The organism is Vibrio cincinnatiensis DSM 19608 (assembly GCF_900167345.1).
Lineage (GTDB): Bacteria > Pseudomonadota > Gammaproteobacteria > Enterobacterales > Vibrionaceae > Vibrio > Vibrio cincinnatiensis.
This window is the reverse complement of sequence record NZ_FUXB01000010.1, coordinates 146,343-164,830: the sequence shown is the minus strand read 5'-3', so window position 1 is coordinate 164,830 and position 18,488 is coordinate 146,343. Positions and strand designations below refer to the sequence as shown.

Annotated in this window: 16 protein-coding genes and 2 pseudogenes; 11 read left to right on the top strand and 7 right to left on the bottom strand. The window is 43.6% G+C overall.

The window, feature by feature from the left end; translation table 11 throughout:
• The first annotated feature begins 290 nt into the window (after window positions 1-290).
• The 4 genes and pseudogenes from B5D54_RS11060 to B5D54_RS11045 form a co-directional block, all read left to right on the top strand.
• Window positions 291-1,313 carry a DUF4238 domain-containing protein gene (locus B5D54_RS11060; protein WP_078926607.1) on the top strand — a complete coding sequence of 341 codons (1,023 nt, stop codon included), beginning with the start codon at window positions 291-293 and terminating at the stop codon, window positions 1,311-1,313.
• A gap of 205 nt (window positions 1,314-1,518) precedes the next feature.
• Entirely contained in the window at window positions 1,519-1,992 is a 474-nt protein-coding gene (gene radC, locus B5D54_RS11055) for a RadC family protein (RefSeq protein WP_031852557.1), read from the top strand.
• Window positions 1,989-2,426: a DUF2787 domain-containing protein gene (locus B5D54_RS11050; RefSeq protein WP_078926606.1), complete on the top strand. Its 438-nt coding sequence runs from the start codon at window positions 1,989-1,991 to the stop codon at window positions 2,424-2,426. The genes radC and B5D54_RS11050 overlap by 4 nt, the downstream gene beginning before the upstream one ends.
• A 50-nt stretch (window positions 2,427-2,476) precedes the next feature.
• Window positions 2,477-2,710 (top strand): annotated as a pseudogene (locus B5D54_RS11045) (DUF2787 family protein); the annotation flags it as partial.
• 41 nt (window positions 2,711-2,751) lie between these two features.
• Here B5D54_RS11045 and B5D54_RS11040 read toward each other — a convergent pair.
• Both B5D54_RS11040 and dsdC read right to left on the bottom strand, forming a co-directional pair.
• Window positions 2,752-3,033, bottom strand: a pseudogene (locus B5D54_RS11040) (recombinase family protein); the annotation flags it as partial.
• A 365-nt stretch (window positions 3,034-3,398) separates the two neighbouring features.
• Window positions 3,399-4,334, bottom strand: coding sequence for a DNA-binding transcriptional regulator DsdC (gene dsdC / locus B5D54_RS11035; RefSeq protein WP_078926604.1), 936 nt, complete (start codon window positions 4,332-4,334; stop codon window positions 3,399-3,401).
• A gap of 221 nt (window positions 4,335-4,555) precedes the next feature.
• Between dsdC and dsdX the strand changes: the two genes are divergently transcribed.
• The 3 genes from dsdX (at window position 4,556) to B5D54_RS11020 (ending at window position 7,685) form a co-directional block, all read left to right on the top strand.
• On the top strand, window positions 4,556-5,893 hold the full coding sequence (gene dsdX, locus B5D54_RS11030) for a D-serine transporter DsdX (protein WP_078926603.1): 1,338 nt from the start codon (window positions 4,556-4,558) through the stop codon (window positions 5,891-5,893).
• A gap of 12 nt (window positions 5,894-5,905) precedes the next feature.
• On the top strand, window positions 5,906-7,237 hold the full coding sequence (gene dsdA, locus B5D54_RS11025) for a D-serine ammonia-lyase (RefSeq protein ID WP_078926602.1): 1,332 nt from the start codon (window positions 5,906-5,908) through the stop codon (window positions 7,235-7,237).
• A 61-nt stretch (window positions 7,238-7,298) separates the two neighbouring features.
• Window positions 7,299-7,685 carry a RidA family protein gene (locus tag B5D54_RS11020; protein ID WP_078926601.1) on the top strand — a complete coding sequence of 129 codons (387 nt, stop codon included), beginning with the start codon at window positions 7,299-7,301 and terminating at the stop codon, window positions 7,683-7,685.
• A gap of 238 nt (window positions 7,686-7,923) precedes the next feature.
• On the opposite strand, the gene B5D54_RS11015 is transcribed toward B5D54_RS11020, so the two are convergent.
• A complete protein-coding gene (locus B5D54_RS11015; protein ID WP_078926600.1) occupies window positions 7,924-8,817 on the bottom strand; it encodes a LysR family transcriptional regulator in 894 nt (297 codons plus the stop codon).
• Between the two features lie 149 nt (window positions 8,818-8,966).
• Between B5D54_RS11015 and B5D54_RS11010 the strand changes: the two genes are divergently transcribed.
• Together B5D54_RS11010 and B5D54_RS11005 are read left to right on the top strand one after the other, a co-directional pair.
• Entirely contained in the window at window positions 8,967-9,272 is a 306-nt protein-coding gene (locus B5D54_RS11010; RefSeq protein WP_078926599.1) for a monooxygenase, read from the top strand.
• Window positions 9,273-9,631: 359 nt separating this feature from the next.
• On the top strand, window positions 9,632-11,155 hold the full coding sequence (locus tag B5D54_RS11005; RefSeq protein WP_078926598.1) for an ISNCY family transposase: 1,524 nt from the start codon (window positions 9,632-9,634) through the stop codon (window positions 11,153-11,155).
• Between the two features lie 368 nt (window positions 11,156-11,523).
• Here B5D54_RS11005 and B5D54_RS11000 read toward each other — a convergent pair whose 3' ends face one another.
• The 4 genes from B5D54_RS11000 to B5D54_RS10985 all read right to left on the bottom strand — a co-directional run bounded on the left by B5D54_RS11000 (window position 11,524) and on the right by B5D54_RS10985 (window position 17,734).
• Entirely contained in the window at window positions 11,524-14,625 is a 3,102-nt protein-coding gene (locus B5D54_RS11000; protein WP_078926597.1) for an efflux RND transporter permease subunit, read from the bottom strand.
• Window positions 14,622-15,938: an efflux RND transporter periplasmic adaptor subunit gene (locus B5D54_RS10995; protein ID WP_078926596.1), complete on the bottom strand. Its 1,317-nt coding sequence runs from the start codon at window positions 15,936-15,938 to the stop codon at window positions 14,622-14,624. The genes B5D54_RS11000 and B5D54_RS10995 overlap by 4 nt, the downstream gene beginning before the upstream one ends.
• Window positions 15,935-16,594 (bottom strand): TetR/AcrR family transcriptional regulator, encoded by a 660-nt coding sequence (locus tag B5D54_RS10990; protein WP_078926595.1) that lies wholly within the window; start codon window positions 16,592-16,594, stop codon window positions 15,935-15,937. The genes B5D54_RS10995 and B5D54_RS10990 overlap by 4 nt, the downstream gene beginning before the upstream one ends.
• Before the next feature lie 504 nt (window positions 16,595-17,098).
• Window positions 17,099-17,734: a recombinase family protein gene (locus B5D54_RS10985; RefSeq protein ID WP_078926594.1), complete on the bottom strand. Its 636-nt coding sequence runs from the start codon at window positions 17,732-17,734 to the stop codon at window positions 17,099-17,101.
• A gap of 195 nt (window positions 17,735-17,929) precedes the next feature.
• Between B5D54_RS10985 and B5D54_RS10980 the strand changes: the two genes are divergently transcribed.
• Both B5D54_RS10980 and B5D54_RS10975 read left to right on the top strand, forming a co-directional pair.
• Window positions 17,930-18,172, top strand: coding sequence for a type II toxin-antitoxin system ParD family antitoxin (locus B5D54_RS10980; RefSeq protein ID WP_016151373.1), 243 nt, complete (start codon window positions 17,930-17,932; stop codon window positions 18,170-18,172).
• Window positions 18,165-18,464 (top strand): type II toxin-antitoxin system RelE/ParE family toxin, encoded by a 300-nt coding sequence (locus tag B5D54_RS10975; RefSeq protein ID WP_016151372.1) that lies wholly within the window; start codon window positions 18,165-18,167, stop codon window positions 18,462-18,464. Before B5D54_RS10980 ends, B5D54_RS10975 begins: the two co-directional genes overlap by 8 nt.
• The last annotated feature ends 24 nt before the right edge of the window (window positions 18,465-18,488 follow it).

Sequence of the window (18,488 nt, the reverse complement as noted above, 5' to 3'; positions counted from 1 at the left end):
GTGTTTTAACAAATTGAAAGGGGTTTTATAACTGACTTATAGCTGAAAGCTTTACGGAACCCCCAGCCTAGCTGGGGGTTTTCTCTATACAAAAAGAGAGGCGAATTGATCGCCTCTCAATCTAGATGGTATTTTTTTACCGTAATCAGCCAAGTAGTTAATACGTGTCGTCAAAAACAAGTGCTGTAACAAACCTTTGTACGGAGCTCATACATTAAAAGTTAAAATGAAGTAAAATACACCATGCATCTAAACCACAAGATGGAAACTGATAAATAAGGTAGAGAAAGTTGCAAGTAAGTTTACCTAAGCACCTACAAATCAAGAAAGAACATCACTATGTTTGGGCTCATTACCTTAGGAACTGGTCAAACTCCAAAAAAGTATGGTTTGTTACTGCAAAAGGCAAAGTTATACATGAAAGCACCAAATTGGTCGCAAAAGAGAAATTCTTTTACAAAGTCCAGCATTTGACCAACGACCATATAGCTTGTCTTAAAGCTGTAGCGGCTCTTAGCTCACCAGAAACAGAACAAGAACACCTGCGATTGCTGCAGGAGTTCCTAACTCTTCAGCGTCTTGAACAATTTGTCGAAGAGTACGGTAAAACTTCAATTGAAGTTCAACAGGAGATAAAGGCTGCCAAAGAAAATTGGCTAGAGAATAAGTATACCGCACTCGAGGAACGAGCTAAGCCTGTAATATCAAAACTAGCTAAAGGTCGATTATCAGTATTAGACAATGAAAATCACTTTATCCATTTTTGTCATTTTCTTGGACATCAATTCGCTAGAACCAAATCATTCAGATCCACCGCTAATGTAATAACTAACCGCCTCCCAAAGAAGCACGACAACCAACAGTATTTAGCAAAAATCTCAACGGAATGTAGATGGTTCAGTAACTACCTAATTGGTGAGAATTTTGGTGCATCCCTTTACCAAAGCAATCATTTTGACAACTACTGCATGTTAACTAACCATACTGAAGAACCATTTATCACCAGTGATCAACCAGTTATAAACGTGCATGAATCACTTACTGATGAAATAAAACAAGTTTCAATTAATGAGTGTGACCTTTATTACCCATTATCACCTAAATATGCATTGATAATCAGCAGCTCGAACAAATACCCAAATGGAACACTTAAAGTGAACTTAACAATGGTACAAAAACTAAATACTAAGTTGGCTAAGAAGGCACATATCCATATTTTCAGTTCTCAAGAGTCTGTTGTTAAGAGATACGCTAAGTTTGTTGGGGAAAGAGACCAACAGTCACAAAATCAAGAACTTCCTGACTTTGGCTAACAATAAAAACTAACAAACATTCGGACTGTAGTTATGTCAGCAATAGCTGTTCCAGAATTGCAACAAATGTGTACATTTAATCACCAAACGACTCTATCATACTGCCTTACCCCTTACGTCACCTTCTTTCCTCATTAAATCCAAAAATATTCAGGCATATGTCATCAATGTGAAACCCCATCATTGATTCCGACAGGAGCTTGAAATGAATCCCAAAACTTCCGATTACCAAAAGCAGCAACGCTATCAGGAAAATGAAATCCTAGAGCATGCCGCTGAGATACTGGCTACGCGCTACGTGCGTGGTGACGCCCTAACCAATCCTGATGCCACCAAAGAGTATGTGCGCTGTAAGCTCGGCAGCTATGAGCGTGAAGTGTTTGCCTTATTACTACTGGATAACCAAAACCGACTGATTGAGTTTAAAGAGCTGTTTCAGGGAACGGTGGACGCGGCCAGCGTCTACCCGCGAGAAGTGGTGAAAGCGGTATTAGAAGTGAATGCCGCAGCGGTAATCTTTGCCCATAATCATCCATCCGGTGACTCAACGCCGTCTCAAGCCGATAGACGCATAACAGAAAGACTCAAAGATGCATTAGCGCTGGTGGATGTTCGCGTTCTCGACCATATCGTGACAGGCGATACCTGCACCTCATTTGCTGAAAGAGGTTGGTTATGATTGAGCAACATTATGGTGAGCTTTCTATTGATGATGCTTTACATTCGTCACTGGAAGCACTTTTGAATCGATACACTCTCCCAGAGAACGCTGAACGACTCGTACTGAACTGCCGCCAAATGAGTTACTACCGACATCGACAAGGTTTGCATCCGATAGAGGTACAGTTTAAACGTGAGTCAGCTTCAAGCCCTTGGCTGGTGGTGTTCTTTGCCAGCTTCTCTTATCCCGATGACAGCCGCACAACCGTTGAGCCTGAGTTGTACTTTCATCTGGCTAATCGCTGGTGCTATCAACCCGATGTGGGAAGCACTGATTTATCCCATCCTGAAGTACAAGAGCTACTCTCGGTATGGATGAAAGCCTTTGCTCGCCACCTTTCTCGCAATGTCTTTGATGACGTGCAACTGACGATAGTCGGCACGTTCCAATAACTCTCACTCTGTTATTTCTTATTTGAATCCTGAAACAAGGAGGACCCACTATGTCCAAATTAAACTTCACAGCATCATTATTACCTGTGTCTAAGAAACTGCATAAGCTGTTAAGTGAGCAACTGACCACTTATTTACTGACTAATGAAGCACTGACCACCAGCCGTTATCTGGTGTTTAACTTTCGTGATAAAACATACAGCGCGGAAGAAGGCGGCTTCCATCCGGTTGAGATGGCAATTTGCCAAACTTCAACAGGAGAATGGAGCATTGAGTACATCACGGGGTCTGAAGCCCAATGGAACGAAAACGTACGCTAAGCTTCTTACCCCGCTGAACGCTCACTTGCCAACTTTTTAGCAACCCGTATTACTGTACGACCTGAAACATTGGTAAGTTTGGCGGTATCACTGATACTCAGCTTGTTGACTACTCGTAGCTGATAGATTTTTTCGTGTAGTTCTGAATCGGCTTGCCGCCCTCTGTATTTCCCTTCCTCTTTGGCTTTCTTTATTCCTTCAGCCTGACGGCGGCGGCGATCTTGGTAATCTTTTCTCGCGATAGCAGCTAGCATATCCATCATCATGCTATTTATAGATTTGATCATGGGGTTTTGCGCCCATTTCAGCGAAAAGTCCAATGTGAGCCCTCAGCCTTTTATTTATAAGGGCTGAGGGCTACGGCATATTTTCTTTCTTAGCCCTATAAAATACGAACATATGACAAAATCGCTTGGTGTTCACAAGATTTCTGAACCATTTTTGAGAAGGTTTTGGACAGAACCTTCTTACAAGCTTCGCGCGGTTTCTACCCTTCAGATTACTTTTGGTATCCTAAAATGACAAATGGCACCTCGCTATGAGATGCCGATAATGAAAGGTTCTGGACAATTTCGTTCATTCATCAACAAACCTATCACGCCATCCGTACGCATAATACTTCACTTTAGACGGTGTAATATGCATTCCTTAATTATTGCGTTTGCGCCCCCAACCACTCTATGAAAAGCTTAACCTTTTGAGTGTGCTTATTTGGCAATGTGGCTACGTAGTACTTCTGCTTGCAAAGCACTTCGGTTCCGGGAAATGGAGTAATTAGTTCGCCTGACAAAAGTCGCTTATTTACTAGGCTAAATCGCCCCATAGCAACACCAGCATTGTTAATTGCTGCTATCACAGCTAGGTCTGAACGGTCAAATCCAATACTAGATATATCTTCTACACCTTCAAGGTGGTTGGCTTTTGCCCATGTCTTCCATTCGTCCTCATTTGAATCATAATCCCATGCCTGATTGTCGTGGAGTAACGTGGCATTGCGTAAATTTTGAATAGTTCTAGTTAGATCATGTTGCTTGGCATATTCACTTGTGCAGACGGGTATAATCGTTTCGGAGAATATCTCTTGGCAAAATAGTTTATCTGGCATGTGATCATCAAAATATATAGCCGCATCAATACCATACCCCTGAAAGTTAATGTTTTCGTTTCCTGTTAGAAGTTTTAAATCTATTGACGGGTAACGCTCCTTAAAAGAGTGAATGCGGGGAACCAGCCAGCACTGCGCGAAAGATGGACGAGAATATACGGTAAGTGGCCCTGATACATCACCACTTTTAACATCGAAAATTTCTTGATTAAGATCATTCAATGTTCTTTTTAGAGATTGATAGATTCGCTCTCCTTCCTCGGTAAGCGTTATTTTTCTGTGAGTTCGCTCAAAAAGTTTAATTCCAATCTCTTCTTCAAGCTTGGTGATCCTATGGGATATTGCACTCGGTGTTAGTGACAGTTCATTCGCAGCTAAGGAAAAAGAACTATGCCTAGCGGCAACTTCAAATGTGTGTAGCTTTGAAAGCTGGAAGCTATTGAGACAGCTCTGCTTAATAAAAATATTGTCTTTCGTGTACATATTGAAACTCTAGCTGGATACTCAGGCGTGTTACCTACAGTCCATACTAGAGTATACTTGTGAAGAAATTACACGTATTGGGGGGGTATTTTTTCTTTAAGCGACTTAGATCACGCAGTTGTTTAAATCTAGTTCATGTGAAGGTGATTATTCATCGTTTGTCACATCCGACACCGCTCTGTTTAATGTGCAGGAAATTAAACAAACATAAAGGTCTGAACATGGATTCTAACATCTGGATCATCGGTACCCTCATCCTCAGTATAATCATGATCGTTTTTTCGATTGTACGTTTCAAATTACACCCTTTTCTTGCATTGCTATTAGCTAGCTTTTTCGTTGGCACATCGATGGGCATGCAACCTTTAGAGATGGTAAATGCCATTGAAAGCGGAATTGGTGGAACTCTTGGCTTCTTGGCTACAGTTATTGGTCTCGGAACCATACTTGGCAAAATGATGGAAGTGTCTGGTGCTGCTGAACGCATTGGTATTACTTTGCAGAAAATACGCTGGCTATCTCCAGAAGTAATCATGGTACTTATTGGCTTGGTCTGTGGTATTACTCTTTTTGTTGAAGTAGGTGTTGTACTCCTCATCCCACTAGCATTCTCTATCGCAAAGAAGACCAACACATCCCTACTGAACTTGGCAATACCTCTATGTACGGCATTGATGGCTGTCCACTGTATTGTTCCACCACACCCGGCAGCACTGTATGTGACTAATGAACTTGGTGCAGATATTGGTTCAGTTATTGTTTATGGTCTGGCAATAGGTTTGGTTGCTTCGCTCATTGGTGGGCCACTTTTCTTAAAGGTGCTGGGTTCCCGATTACCATTTAAAAATGTACCAGAAGAGTTCACTTCTCTTCATGTGAAAGAAGAATCGGAATTACCTTCGCTTGGTGCAACCCTGTTTACTGTACTTCTGCCAATCTTCTTAATGCTGATGAAAACCGCAGCAGAGCTGAATATGGAGCATGGAACAGCGCTTTACACAACATTGGAGTTTATCGGAAACCCTATCACTGCAATGTTTATCGCCGCGTTTGTGGCGTACTACACGTTTGGTATCAAGCAAAATATGGGTATGGAAAGGTTACTCAGTGAAACTGAAGGCGCATTTTCATCCATTGCTAATATCTTGCTCATTATAGGTGCAGGTGGCGCATTTAATGGCATTCTGAAAGGTAGTGGTCTGGCGGATGTGCTTGCTCAAATACTGTCGAACCTAGACATGCATCCAATTCTACTTGCTTGGTTGGTTGCTATCATTCTTCACGCCGCCGTGGGCTCTGCTACTGTAGCGATGCTTGGCGCGACAGGCATTGTGGCACCACTACTACCGCTTTACCCCGACATTAGTCCAGAAATCATTACGCTTGCCATTGGTTCAGGCGCAATCGGCTGTACCATTGTAACCGATTCTCTTTTCTGGCTTGTAAAACAATACTGCGGTGCTTCTATCACCGAGATTTTCAAATACTATACGTCAGCTACCTTTATTGCATCATTCGTAGCTCTGGCTGGCACATTCCTACTATCTTATATCGTATAACAACAAGGTATTATGATGACTACTAATATCAATCAACTTACCGAACAGTATCCGCTAGTAAAAGAGCTTATCGAGCTTAAAGAGATATCTTGGTTTAATCCATCCATCACTAGTCTTGAAGAAGGGCTGCCCTACGTTGGGCTTGGTGTAGAGAACATTAAGGACGCAAGTGACAGGCTCAAAAGGTTTGCTCCTTATCTTGTCAAAGCGTTCCCGGAGACAGCGGAAACGAGTGGCATCATTGAATCTGAAGTGGTTGCTATCTCAGAAATGCAAAAAGTGCTTGAACATGAGTATGACACTCAAATACAAGGTCGAGTACTACTTAAAAAAGACAGCCACCTACCGATTTCTGGCTCCATTAAGGCTCGCGGTGGCATCTATGAAGTCCTGACCCACGCTGAAAAGCTTGCTATGGAAGCTGGATTGCTTACCGAGTCAGACGATTACAGCAAGTTATTTAGCGAAGAATTTCGTGATTTCTTTAAGCAATACAGTATTGCAGTAGGTTCAACCGGAAATCTCGGGATGTCTATTGGGATTATGAGCGCCAAATTAGGTTTTTCTGTTTCTGTGCATATGTCTGCTGATGCAAGAGAGTGGAAGAAAAACAAACTTCGTTCTCATGGCGTTAATGTTGTTGAGTATGAACAAGATTACGGTGTTGCGGTAGCGCAGGGCCGCAAAGAAGCTGAAAATGACCCAACTTGCTTTTTCATTGATGATGAAAACTCTCAAACTTTGTTCTTAGGTTACTCGGTTGCTGGAGAACGCCTAAAGAAGCAGTTTAACGAGCAAGGTATCATAGTAGACGCACAGCATCCTCTATTTGTTTATTTACCGTGTGGTGTTGGCGGTGGCCCCGGTGGTGTTGCATTTGGCCTTAAAATGGCTTTTGGAGACAATGTTCACTGTATTTTTGCTGAGCCAACACATTCTCCATGTATGTTGCTCGGTGTTCATACCGGACTCCACGATGAAATAAGTGTTCAGGATATTGGTATTGATAATATTACCGCTGCTGACGGTCTGGCTGTAGGTCGCGCTTCGGGTTTTGTCGGCAGAGCGATGGAAAGATTATTGGATGGTTATTTCACTGTCACTGATGAGCGTATGTATCGCTTACTGGGTCAACTGAGTAAGTCTGAGGATATCCAACTCGAGCCTTCAGCACTAGCAGGCATGATGGGGCCTGTAGTGGTAACGAATGACAGTGACTATAGAGAACGAATGCAATTCGACGATACAATTATGAGTAATGCCACCCATCTGGTTTGGGCAACAGGTGGCGGTATGGTTCCAGAAGTAGAAATGTCGTCTTACCTGAAAAAATCTGGCGTTTAATCAAAAGTGATTTATTGGCATTCTGCTTCGGTAGATTGCCAATAAGTATAAGGAGAAATTCATGAAGACTAAAATCCATACAGAGCAAGCTCCCGCAGCTATCGGCCCATATGTACAAGGCATTGCTCATAATGGTGTTATCTATACCTCTGGTCAACTTCCTTTAGATCCAGAAACAATGTCATTTGTATCTGGTGGTATCAAAAAGCAGACAAAGCAATCGTTACTAAACCTTAAAGCAATATTGGATGAAAGTGGTTCAAGTTTGGAGAACGTGATAAAAACAACGTGCTTCTTATCTGATATGAACAACTTTATGGCTTTCAATGAAGTGTACGAAGAAGTATTTGGTATTGATAACCCACCCGCTCGTTCATGTGTTGAAGTTGCACGACTGCCAAAAGATGCATTAGTAGAGATTGAAGCGATAGCAATAACAGATAAGTGATAGTAACAAAGGCTCGACCCTTCAATAAGTTGAGCTCTTTTTTCTTGAATTGTATAGCGATTCATTTCCTTCTGTTGATCAGCAACCAAACCTATAAGTACATTCCAGTCAGGTTTCATGTCTGTTGCTTTGGAATAAATATGCAAATGTGAGTTTGGACGAAAACTGTTACAAGATGAACGTTTCTGGGAGATTACGAGCATGGGTCTGTAGCCTTATGCTTAATACCGATGACTTATCAGCGCCCTAGTCGTTTTTTTGCATCTAGAAGCAACAAGTCATAAAGTTGCCTTGCAGCGAGACCTGTACGAGTGCCTTTGGGTGCGACTAGATGTAATGGAACCTGATAGCGCTCTCCTCCCACTAATGGCAGCCGCACAATTTGACTGGTATCGTATTGAGCTAAACGATGATCGGGAATTCGGCAAAATCCAAGGCCACTGACTACTGCCTGCCATGCATGGTCAAAGTTATCGACAGTGATGCGACGCTGGGCCTTGAGCCAACCAACGTTCTGCCCTTTGGTATTGTTACCTAAATCACGCGCTACGATCTGCGTTACGGCCTGTAAGTCTTCGTTACAAACGGAAGTTTTCTGTGCCAACGGGTGGGACTTATTCACTACAGGGATCATCGTAATTGTAGCGAAGGCTTCAGCTAGGTGATTTTCTACAGGCAAAGGAACTATGGATATATCAGCCCATTGCTGAGTAACGGCTTCGGTAGTAGATGATAGCGATGTTTCCTTAACCTGTACTGATGTAAAGCTGTTCTCTTCTAAAAACTGACGCATAGGCTGATACAGCCAATCCCTATTGCACAGGTGGTCTATCGCAATGGTTATTTCCGGCTCAATCCCTTCTGATAAATGCTTGCTGAGTATTTCAAGATCTCTAGCTTGCTCCACCATGGGAATCGCTCGGCGCAACAACACTTTAGCATTTTCAGTAAGCACCGTTCTTCGCCCCTTCAACTCGACCAGTGATACGCCTAATTGGGTCTCTAGTTTCTTAATTGAGTACAGCAAGGTTGTATGGCTCTTGTTCATACTTTGCGCTGCCGCCTGTATACTGCCACACCGTTCTACTTCTGCTAACGTATGCCATTGTTCAAGCGTAGACTTTGTTCTCATGGTCGAATTTTCCCACATTAAATGACGGAATTTTGAACTTTATTGTAGAATATTTTTATTTAAGATAACACTCACTGCTTGGTACTGACTCAGCATTTTTTGATGAGTTTACACCACAACATAAATACAGATACACATAGGTGAGAGTTATGAAAAAACTACTTCAGGTTGATTTCTCTTTTAATGGCCCTTTTGGTGAGGATATGTCTACAGGGTTAAAGGAGTTAGCCGAATCGATAAATCATGAGCCGGGATTTATATGGAAAATCTGGACTGAGAATGAAAAGGAGCAAGAAGCTGGCGGTATCTACCTCTTTGAAGATGAGTCCTCCGCAAAATCCTACCTCGAAATGCATACCGCTCGCCTTAAGCAATTTGGGATCGAGGAAGTGCATGCCAAAATCTTTGATGTAAATGCGCTGCTCACAGAAGTAAATAAAGGCTATCATGCTTAGCTGGCAATTTTGATACCAAAGTCCAAAAACGCATAGCTATGCGTTTTTGGGTTGTAACTTCAAGATTCTATTTTGATTACTTTTGGGAGTTCCCGCGCAGTGCCGTTATGGTATCTGCCATAACTTCATGTATTGCAAACTCAGCAGAGTAATCAGTTGCTGAGTAATCGCACTAAGGCGGAAAGGGGCACTTCTGAGTTACGAAGTGCCAACAGTGAACTGTGATCACCAAGCGATTCTGTCGTACCTTAACTACCAACCGATTTTGTCGGTGAACTAATTACCAAGGGAAAATGACGGATCCATTTCTATACCTAACCCTTTGAATAGGTCAAATCACCATTCAGGGGTTAGTAAGGATGATCATCATGGACTCTCGCTCCCAGCTTACTGTTGATGTGATCGCTAAAGTCACTCAAGGTAAGATCAGCATTCACAGTGCTTCCAAACTCCTCAATAAATCCCGTCGTACCATAGAGCGTTATCTCCATCGCTACCGCCGTGAAGGCATACGCTTTGTTGTCCATGGCAATAAAGGTCGTGAGCCTGTCAATAAAACCCCTGATTCACTGAAAAGACAGGTTCAGCAACTGATCCAAACTAAGTACTTCGATTTCAATTTGCAGCATCTGGCCGAGTTGCTCACGGTCAACGAAGGCTTGACCATCAAGCGTGAAACCTTGCGAAAGTGGGCGCACGCTATCCACCATGTGAAGCGAGCAAAGCGTCGTCGTAGCCGTGTAAGAAAACACAGAGAGCGGATGGAGCAGCCTGGACTGATGCTGCAAATGGACGGCAGTCCGCATCAATGGTTTGGTGAGCATCGCTCATGCTTGATTGCCATCATCGACGATGCGACCAGTGATATCCATGCCGAGTTCTTCCCTTCCGAAACCACGGAAGGTTGTATGAAAGTCATGAAGGCGTATATCGAAAAGCGAGGTCTGTTTAAGACGCTCTACGTCGATAGAGCGGGTATATTCGGTGGTCCAAAACGCAGTAACTTCTCTCAGATGCAACGCGCTTGTGAAGAGCTAGGGATCGAAATCATCTTTGCGAATTCGCCCCAAGGCAAAGGACGGGTCGAACGGGCATTCGATACGTTCCAAGACAGGCTGGTTCCAGAGCTTCGGCTGCATCATATTACCGATATTCAAAGCGCCAACGAGTATCTTCAAAACCAATTCATTCCACTGTACTGGCAACAGAAAATCGCGGTGCAGGCGAAGAACCCGAGGTCGGCGTTCAAGGTTGTACCTGAACACATCAACCTTGATACGGTCTGTGTTCACAAGGAATATCGCAAGGTTCGCCGAGATCATACCTTCAGTTATAACAATAAAATGTATCTCATCGACTCGCCCATACGGCACTCCATCGTCAATCAGAAACTGGAAATACGCTGCCAGTTCGATGGTGCATTCTCAGCCTATTTTGGTCACCGCAAACTGCATATTACCGAGTTAGAAGAGCCTCCAAGAGCGAGTGAGTATGGGATGGAAGTCCAGCGCAAGTTGGATGTCATCGAGCTTGCCGACCGCTTGGGTAATGCGACGGAAGCCGCTCGGATCAGCGGTTGCTCACGCCGAAGTATCTATAACTATCAAAAGGTCTTAGCCGAGGAAGGCATACTTGGCCTTAAGCGCATTAACAAACCGCTGCACCGCAGCAAAAAAAGCATACCTGAGGAAACCGAACACAAAATTATCGAGCTGACCTTAAACAATCCGTATCAAACCTCAGTACAGTTGAGAACCATGCTAAAGAAGGAGTACAACATCACCGTCAGCAGTTGCACGATACGAAATATCTGGAAGCGCGAGGCACTGAATACCAGAGAGCTGAGAATACAGCGCTCAACGGCATTAAATAAAGAAGTCTAGCCTTTAGGCTAGACTTAAAGATGAACGACAAAGTCGCTTGGGATTTATCCCGTCAGGCTCCCTTGGTAATCACAAAGTGCCAACAGTGAACTGCCTGAAACGAAGATGGACAAAATTTGTTTGAAGTTTTACTAATTTAGCAAAAATTGAACCACTTAAAGTTTTGAAAGCCCCAAAAGCGTTGGTTCCTATATTAAGGTAAAGAAATGTGGAACGGACTTCTCCTACTTAGAAATCTTCATGCTTACTTCAACTATCTTTATCTAGACCTATAAACTCAGACAATAGCGGTTTAACGGTCAGAAGCAAACGCAACAGAGAGATTTTAAACTAAAGCAAAGCGGGTCAATGTGACTCGCTTTGTTTAATCAGATGTCCTCGTGTTTATGCACCAAGCCGAAGTCTGCAAGAACCGAATAGGCTGCCGGGATCATAAATAACACCAGTAAGGTTGAGGCAAAGATGCCGAACACAATAGAGATGACCAAAGGCTGAATGACCTGTGCTTGCAAACTGGTTTCTGTCAGTAAAGGTAATAAACCGGCAGCCGTGGTCATTGAGGTCAAAAACACCGCTCTGAATCGTTCGCGACTCGCTTTAACCACCGAGTCATGAACGCTATCTCCTTCATCGACGTGATGGCGAATATACTGCACTAGCAATATCGAATCGTTGACCACGATGCCAGCTAGGGAGACAAAGCCCATCATACTTGGCATGCTAAGTGAGTAACCGAGCAATATGTGTCCCCAAACTACGCCAATGAAGGCAAGTGGGATCGCAAGCATTACTACTACGGGCTCCAGATAGCTGCGGAACTGATAACTGAGTATGGCAAACACGCCGAACAGACCAAGCAGGAAACCTTTGCCCATTGACGCGCCCGTTTCAGCGGCATCCTTGGCTTCACCTTCAAAATCGAAACGTAACCCTGGGTATTTCGCCATCAGTTTTGGCGCTTCATCACGTTGGAATTGAGCGATGATCGCTGTTGAGTTAGCTTTGGTATTGTCGACATCACCAAATACACTAATGGTTCTTAAACCATCAATACGCTGGATTCGAACATAGTTACGTTGAAAATCTAACGTCGCAATGGTTGCCAGTGGTATCTGACTGCCATCCGACATGATTATCGGGAAGTTTGCCAGTTGCTGTAAGTCGCCCGCTTGCACTTTATCGAGACGCACTTCAATCGAGATATTTTCTACGCCGACCTGAATTTCATCTGCGGTCTGACCAAAAAAGGCTGCACGCAGCTGGTTAGCAACCAATTGTCCGTTGATACCGTAAGTTTCTGCGCCCGGACGAAGTTTGACTAACACCTCTTCTTTACCCATTCGCATATCGTCAAGCACGCCATGTATGCCTTCGAATTCGTTGAGATATTGCTGTATATCGATTGAAGCGGATTTGAGTGCCTCTAGATCATCATGTTTGGCGCGGATTTCAATTGCACGTCCACCTGGCCCCATAGTTGGCTGTTTAAAGACCAATGAAATGGGATCGGCCAATTCACCAACATCTTGGCGCCAAACCGTGATGAAATCATCAATGACGGTATTGCGACTCTCTGCACCGAGTAGATCAAGTCGAACGGTGGCAATATGTGGCCCCGATTCATTGGCGTCAGCATTGGCATTAAACTGGCTGGTAATATGCTCAATAAGTGGCACACCGTTTTCGACATTTTGCGTCCATTCTTTGTCTAGCTTTTGAGCAGACGCAACGATCTTATCAACCACGGCCTCGGTTTGCGAAAGTGATGAGCCCGGAGGCAGAATGATACGCGCTTCGGCGATATCACCATCGAGATCTGGGAAGGGTTGAAACTTGAGTAAGCCTCCAGCCAACGTTGCTACTGAGATAAACAATAAGGCTAAGACACCACCGAGGAAGGCGTAACGAAATTCAACCACTTTCTCCACCGCGTTGACTAAGGTTGTATTGCGAAAGTTCTCAAAGCCATCGAGGAGTTTCTTTTTAAATTTCGCTGGAGGTTTTTCATTCTTCTCTTTATGCAGTGAATGCGATAAGTGGTTGGGAAGAATAAGAAAAGCCTCAACTAAACTCAGCGTCAGAACGAGAATCAGCACTTGTGGAACGGCTTTGAGCACGGCTCCCATTTCGCCTTGCAAAAACAACAAGCTACCAAAAATACATACCGTTGTAAGGAAAGAAGATACAACGCCGGGTAGAACTTTTTTCACCCCTTTGATGACGGCATTATCGACATCTTCTCCTCTATCTAGGTGAGCGGCGATGGATTCAGCAATAACAATCGCATCGTCCATCATAATACCGATCGCCATAAGCAGACCGACCAATGACATAATATTTATTGAAAGCCCGAGCTGCACCATCAGGAATAGTCCGCCAAGGAAAGCAACGGGTAAGCCCGCTGCAACCCAGAATGAATAGCGAAGGCTAAAGAACAACCACATGGTGGCGAACACAAGCACGATACCCTGCCAGCCATTGCGAACCATCATGGTTAAACGATCCCACAGTACAGACGAGAGATCATTGGTGAGTTCTAGTTTGACGCCGTCTGGGGCGATCGCTTGTTGATGCTCTACGAACTGAGCGACGTGCTCCTTGATTCTAAGCGCATCATCTTCTTTGTTCTTACTGACTTTGAGTAGGGCTGACGGGTGACCATCAAAGAGAACCTTCTGTTCATCTAATTCAAAGCGGTCTGTAATGGTTGCGATGTCTTTAAGTCGAATCAGTGAACCGTTTGGTCCAGAGCCAACGACGATCGATTCAAGTTGCTGCGGTGAAATACGTCTTTCATCGAAACGGATCAGAAAGTTCTTGTCTGGTGTTTCAACATTACCACTTGGCAATTTAATATTCTGGCGACCAATTTGAGTGGCAATATCACCGACACTCAAGCCAAGTTGACGCATGGCTTGCGAGTCCAATTCGACTCGAAACTGATGGTCAGAAAATCCCGCCACATCAACCAGAGATACGTTATAGTCGAGTTTTAATGTTTGCTTAAGCTGTTCTGCGTAGGCTTTCAGTTCCGGCCAGCTCGTGTCTGCGGTAATGGCTACGTCAACAACAGGTTCGTTCCAATCCAATTCCTGTACCACAGGGGACTCAATCTCCTGAGGAAAATCATTGATTGAGTTGATTTGAGTTTGCACATCGACCAACATTCGCCCGATATCAGCTTTCTCGTTAAGTTTGAGGATCAGTCTTGCCGACCCCTCAATGGCTTCACACCGGGTCTCTTCGATATTAGCAAGACCATCAACCGCATCTTCCATTCGAACACAGATACTCTCTTCCACTTCTTGCGGGGACGCGCCGGGGTAGACGACGCCTGCCATTATGTAGGGAGGGTCGAATTCTGGGAAGGTTTCCCGCTTAATGTTGGAGAGTGATGTGATACCCATTACCAGCAAGCTAAGCATAAGTAGGTTTGCGGCTGTCGGGTGTTTGGCAAAGAATCGAATCATTGTGAAGACTCCTCTTTACCACCGTCAGATTCTTTCAACAACATGCCGTTAATCGCTGGCAGCAAATCGTTAAGGATCAGTTTATTACCTTGTTCCAGTTGCCCATCGATAATGACTTGATTATCGCGACGATAGAGCACCGACACTGGCCTAATCTCCAATTTATTGTCCTCGCCCATGAGATAGATTTTATCGCCATGCAATGCGCGTTCAGGGATCACCCAGCTTGGATTTTGTTGCCCCTCAATAAAGGCTCTTACAAACATGCCATTGACAAGTGGTGGTTGCGAGCTTGGGTTCAGATGGCGGTAATCTTGTTGAATTTCCAGAATAACACCCGCAGTGGCCTGATTTGGGTCAACGGTTTCGCTGATACGGCTAACTTTCGCAGGCCAACTTGCCTTCATATTACCGCTGCTCAGTTCAATACTTGCGTCAATAAAGGTCATATCTGGCTGGGGAATACCTAATGCATCACGATTAAACTCACCAATACTTGAGGCGAGCGTGTGCATATCATAGATAGAAAGTTGTGCCTCGACTTCCATCACATCCATGCCGTGTGCGGTTACCATGGTTTGCTGCAGATTAACGACCTGATTTTGCTCTATATCAACTTGAGCAATACGCAGATCATTGGGTAAAGTAATGATGGTTTTTTCCACTGAACGTTGCGCTTCTTCCACTTTAGACAGGTCAACTTTGACCAAAGCTTCGGCGACTCGTTTTTCGGCGGGCATCAAACCGATTTGATTTTCAATATCGAGCACTAGCTTGCGTTGTGAAAGCGCACTTTGCTCTTGCTGATCCACATCCGATTGTGAGGTGAGCCCTTTTGTACGTAGATTTTGTTTACGTGCTAGCTCTTTGTTGGCGATCACTAAACGATTGAGCTCAATTTTTAGCGTCGCCTTTAAGTTTTGTTCTTCTTGGTATAGCTTGGCGAGAGAAGTTTGTGCAGATTTAAGATCCGCCTCAGCTTGGACCAATTTTAGTTCGTAATCGAGTGGGTCAATACGCAGTATTTCTGTTCCTGCTTGAAGAAATTGACCTTTTTCGAGTTTGGGATGGCGGTAGATGATTTTGCCCGTCACCTCAGCGATGGCTTTCCATTCGACTTTGGGCGTAATTTTACCATAGCCAATCGCTTGTGGCGCCATAGCTCGGAGTTGTAACGGGACAGTATCAACCAAACGTGCACGATCGCTTGCTGGCTTAATAGGCAAGTCGGGCTTGAGTTTTATGGCAAGCACTAACGTGATTACCCCTATGGCAAGCGCCGGAAAGAACAGTAATTTTTTATTGATTTTCATAGTTTTTGTTCCTGAAGATCGTTAGGTTGTAGCATGCCATTTATCATCAGTTTTATGTTGTGCTCTAACAATTGATTAAGGAATTCTTCAGAAAGTTCTATCCCGTGAATAGCAAGAAGCGACTGAGGGGCGATAAAAGGGAACACCATTAAACTGATAAAAGACACCTTGCATAGCTTAGGGTCGACATCAGGTTTCAAGATGTTGTTCTCGATAAGTCGATCAAACATCACCATTTGCATCGGTTGACTAATGTCGGTGAAGACCTTTTCAAGTAGCTTACGCTGTGCTTCAGAGCTCCCCATATGCATAACCTGAAATACCAAGCGAGGAAACTGGGGGGCTTTAAACATTTCACGGTAGTAGGTTCGCATAATGTCGAGAAAGTTTTTCTGCGAACTCTCTTTCACCATGAGTTCCATTTGTTTTTTCATCGGCTTGAGTGTTTCTCGCAGCATAGTTTCAAATAAGCCTTCCTTACTGCCAAAGTAATAGCGGATCATGGCGACATTGACATCCGCCTTGTTTGCTATCATGCGGGTTGACACCTTGTCGTAGGCCATAACAGTGAAGAGTTCACGGGCGTGGTCGATAAGTTTTTGTCTAGCGTCAATACTGTCGCTGGGACGACCTGCTTTTCTGCTGGTATCTGTCACAAGTTAACTCTCATTATTAAACGTATGATTAATTATAGAGAGTCCACTAACTAACCGATATGACATAAATTAATCAATATTTAAACAAGTGATTAATTTCTAAGACTTGATGAAGACTAAGGATATCTAGATAGATAAATGCTCGCGTAGCGGGCGACTTTACGGGCTAAAAAGATATAGAAATGTGAACGGACTTCTCCTACATAGAAATCTTCATGCTTATCTCAACTATCCTTATCCAGACCTAAAAAACCAGACAATAGATGTGCATGAAAATGCCAATTACTCCATAAAATCAGGAGGTGGCTTATCGTCGAAGAATTTACATTAGCCCTCTTTAAGATATATACACTCAGCACCGGATACTGAAACGCATTAATAGGATGAGGAAAAGTAAGGCAAATTTTTGACCAAGACGAACCACTACTTTTTAGTGCGAACTCGGAAAGGGGCATTTCTTGTTTAGGGGACTAAAGCCCATAAGGAACAGAAACGTTAAGCTTCTTATCCCAATGAACGCTCACTTGCTAACTTCTTAGCCACCCGAATTACCGTTCTAGTGGACACATTCGTCAATTTAGCGGTATCACTGATACTTAACCCATTGATAACTCTTAACTGATAGATTTTTTCATGAAGCTGGAGATCTGCTTGTCTTCCTCGATATTTTCCCTCTTCTCGAGCCTTCATGATCCCTTCAGCTTGCCGCCGCCGTCGATCTTGGTAATCTTTTCGTGCAATTGCAGCGAGCATATCCATCATCATCCCATTAATAGCCCTGATCATCGAACGAGTGAACTCGTCGGGAATGTGTGGCGCAAAAGCGATATGGCTAGTTGGTAAATCGATACTGATTACCTTAAGTTCCTTTTGGTTCAGCATTTCTTTTAATTTGAACCAACTTTCTTCATCAAGTCGAGAAAGACGATCAATTTGCTCTATTATGATCGCATCACCAATTTCAGCATCATCAAGTAATCGGAGTAATTCAGGTCTTTGTAATGAGGCTCCCGATTCATTCTCAATATACCAACCTGCTATTCGAAAGCCCTTTTGCTGTGCAAACTCCTGTAAAGCACCTTGAGCACGTTTTGCATTCTGATCAGAGGTTGATGCTCTTAAGTATCCAAAGATGTACATAAGCCCCTCAAAGTGACATTTAGATTATGATCTAAACAAGTGTGACAAATAGGTTATGACAAATCTACTTTTCGTGTCAATTTTTACGTGTGACTTATAAGTATACTTCATTGTCATACGAAGATCGTGATTTGATTTTGAATTTTAGTTGACCTATTATTGGTGTGTTAATTATTCACACATGTAGGTGGAAATATGTCACGCACAACTAGTGTTACGATTGGGTCTCAGCTAGATGAGTTTGTCGGCCAACTCATAGCGACTGGTCGCTATGGCTCAACAAGCGAAGTAGTTCGTTCTGCATTGCGGCTACTCGAAAGGCAAGAGAAACAAACCACGGCTCTAAAAATGGCGATTGAAGCCGGAGAGCAGAGTGGTCAATGCTCATTATCACTTCATGACATTGCGACTAAAGTAAAGCAGAGACACAATGTATAAACTTTCCAACCTCGCCGCAGAAGACTTTGAGCATATCTTTGAATACACCCTATTGAACTTTGGCATAGAGCAAGCGGATGCTTATACAGACAGTATGCATGACGTTTTGCTAACGCTTGCAGAACAACCTTTGATGGGTTACGAGTGCCCCGAAATTGCCGAAGGGCTTCGCCGCCACGATCACCATAAACATGCTATTTTTTATCGCCCACAACCTCATAGTATTTACATAATCCGTATTCTTCATCAGCAAATGGAACCATTGCGGCATTTCCATCCAGATATTTATTAAAATTCCTCATGGCTTACATGCCGG

Coding starts and splice junctions, on each gene's coding strand:
- B5D54_RS11020 (WP_078926601.1), top strand. CDS start 7,299: ATGAAGACTAAAATCCATACAGAGCAAGCTCCCGCAGCTATCGGCCCA.
- dsdA (WP_078926602.1), top strand. CDS start 5,906: ATGATGACTACTAATATCAATCAACTTACCGAACAGTATCCGCTAGTA.
- B5D54_RS11005 (WP_078926598.1), top strand. CDS start 9,632: ATGATCATCATGGACTCTCGCTCCCAGCTTACTGTTGATGTGATCGCT.
- B5D54_RS10995 (WP_078926596.1), bottom strand. CDS start 15,938: ATGAAAATCAATAAAAAATTACTGTTCTTTCCGGCGCTTGCCATAGGG.
- B5D54_RS11050 (WP_078926606.1), top strand. CDS start 1,989: ATGATTGAGCAACATTATGGTGAGCTTTCTATTGATGATGCTTTACAT.
- B5D54_RS11000 (WP_078926597.1), bottom strand. CDS start 14,625: ATGATTCGATTCTTTGCCAAACACCCGACAGCCGCAAACCTACTTATG.
- B5D54_RS10985 (WP_078926594.1), bottom strand. CDS start 17,734: ATGTACATCTTTGGATACTTAAGAGCATCAACCTCTGATCAGAATGCA.
- dsdX (WP_078926603.1), top strand. CDS start 4,556: ATGGATTCTAACATCTGGATCATCGGTACCCTCATCCTCAGTATAATC.
- B5D54_RS10980 (WP_016151373.1), top strand. CDS start 17,930: ATGTCACGCACAACTAGTGTTACGATTGGGTCTCAGCTAGATGAGTTT.
- B5D54_RS11010 (WP_078926599.1), top strand. CDS start 8,967: ATGAAAAAACTACTTCAGGTTGATTTCTCTTTTAATGGCCCTTTTGGT.
- B5D54_RS11015 (WP_078926600.1), bottom strand. CDS start 8,817: ATGAGAACAAAGTCTACGCTTGAACAATGGCATACGTTAGCAGAAGTA.
- dsdC (WP_078926604.1), bottom strand. CDS start 4,334: ATGTACACGAAAGACAATATTTTTATTAAGCAGAGCTGTCTCAATAGC.
- radC (WP_031852557.1), top strand. CDS start 1,519: ATGAATCCCAAAACTTCCGATTACCAAAAGCAGCAACGCTATCAGGAA.
- B5D54_RS10975 (WP_016151372.1), top strand. CDS start 18,165: ATGTATAAACTTTCCAACCTCGCCGCAGAAGACTTTGAGCATATCTTT.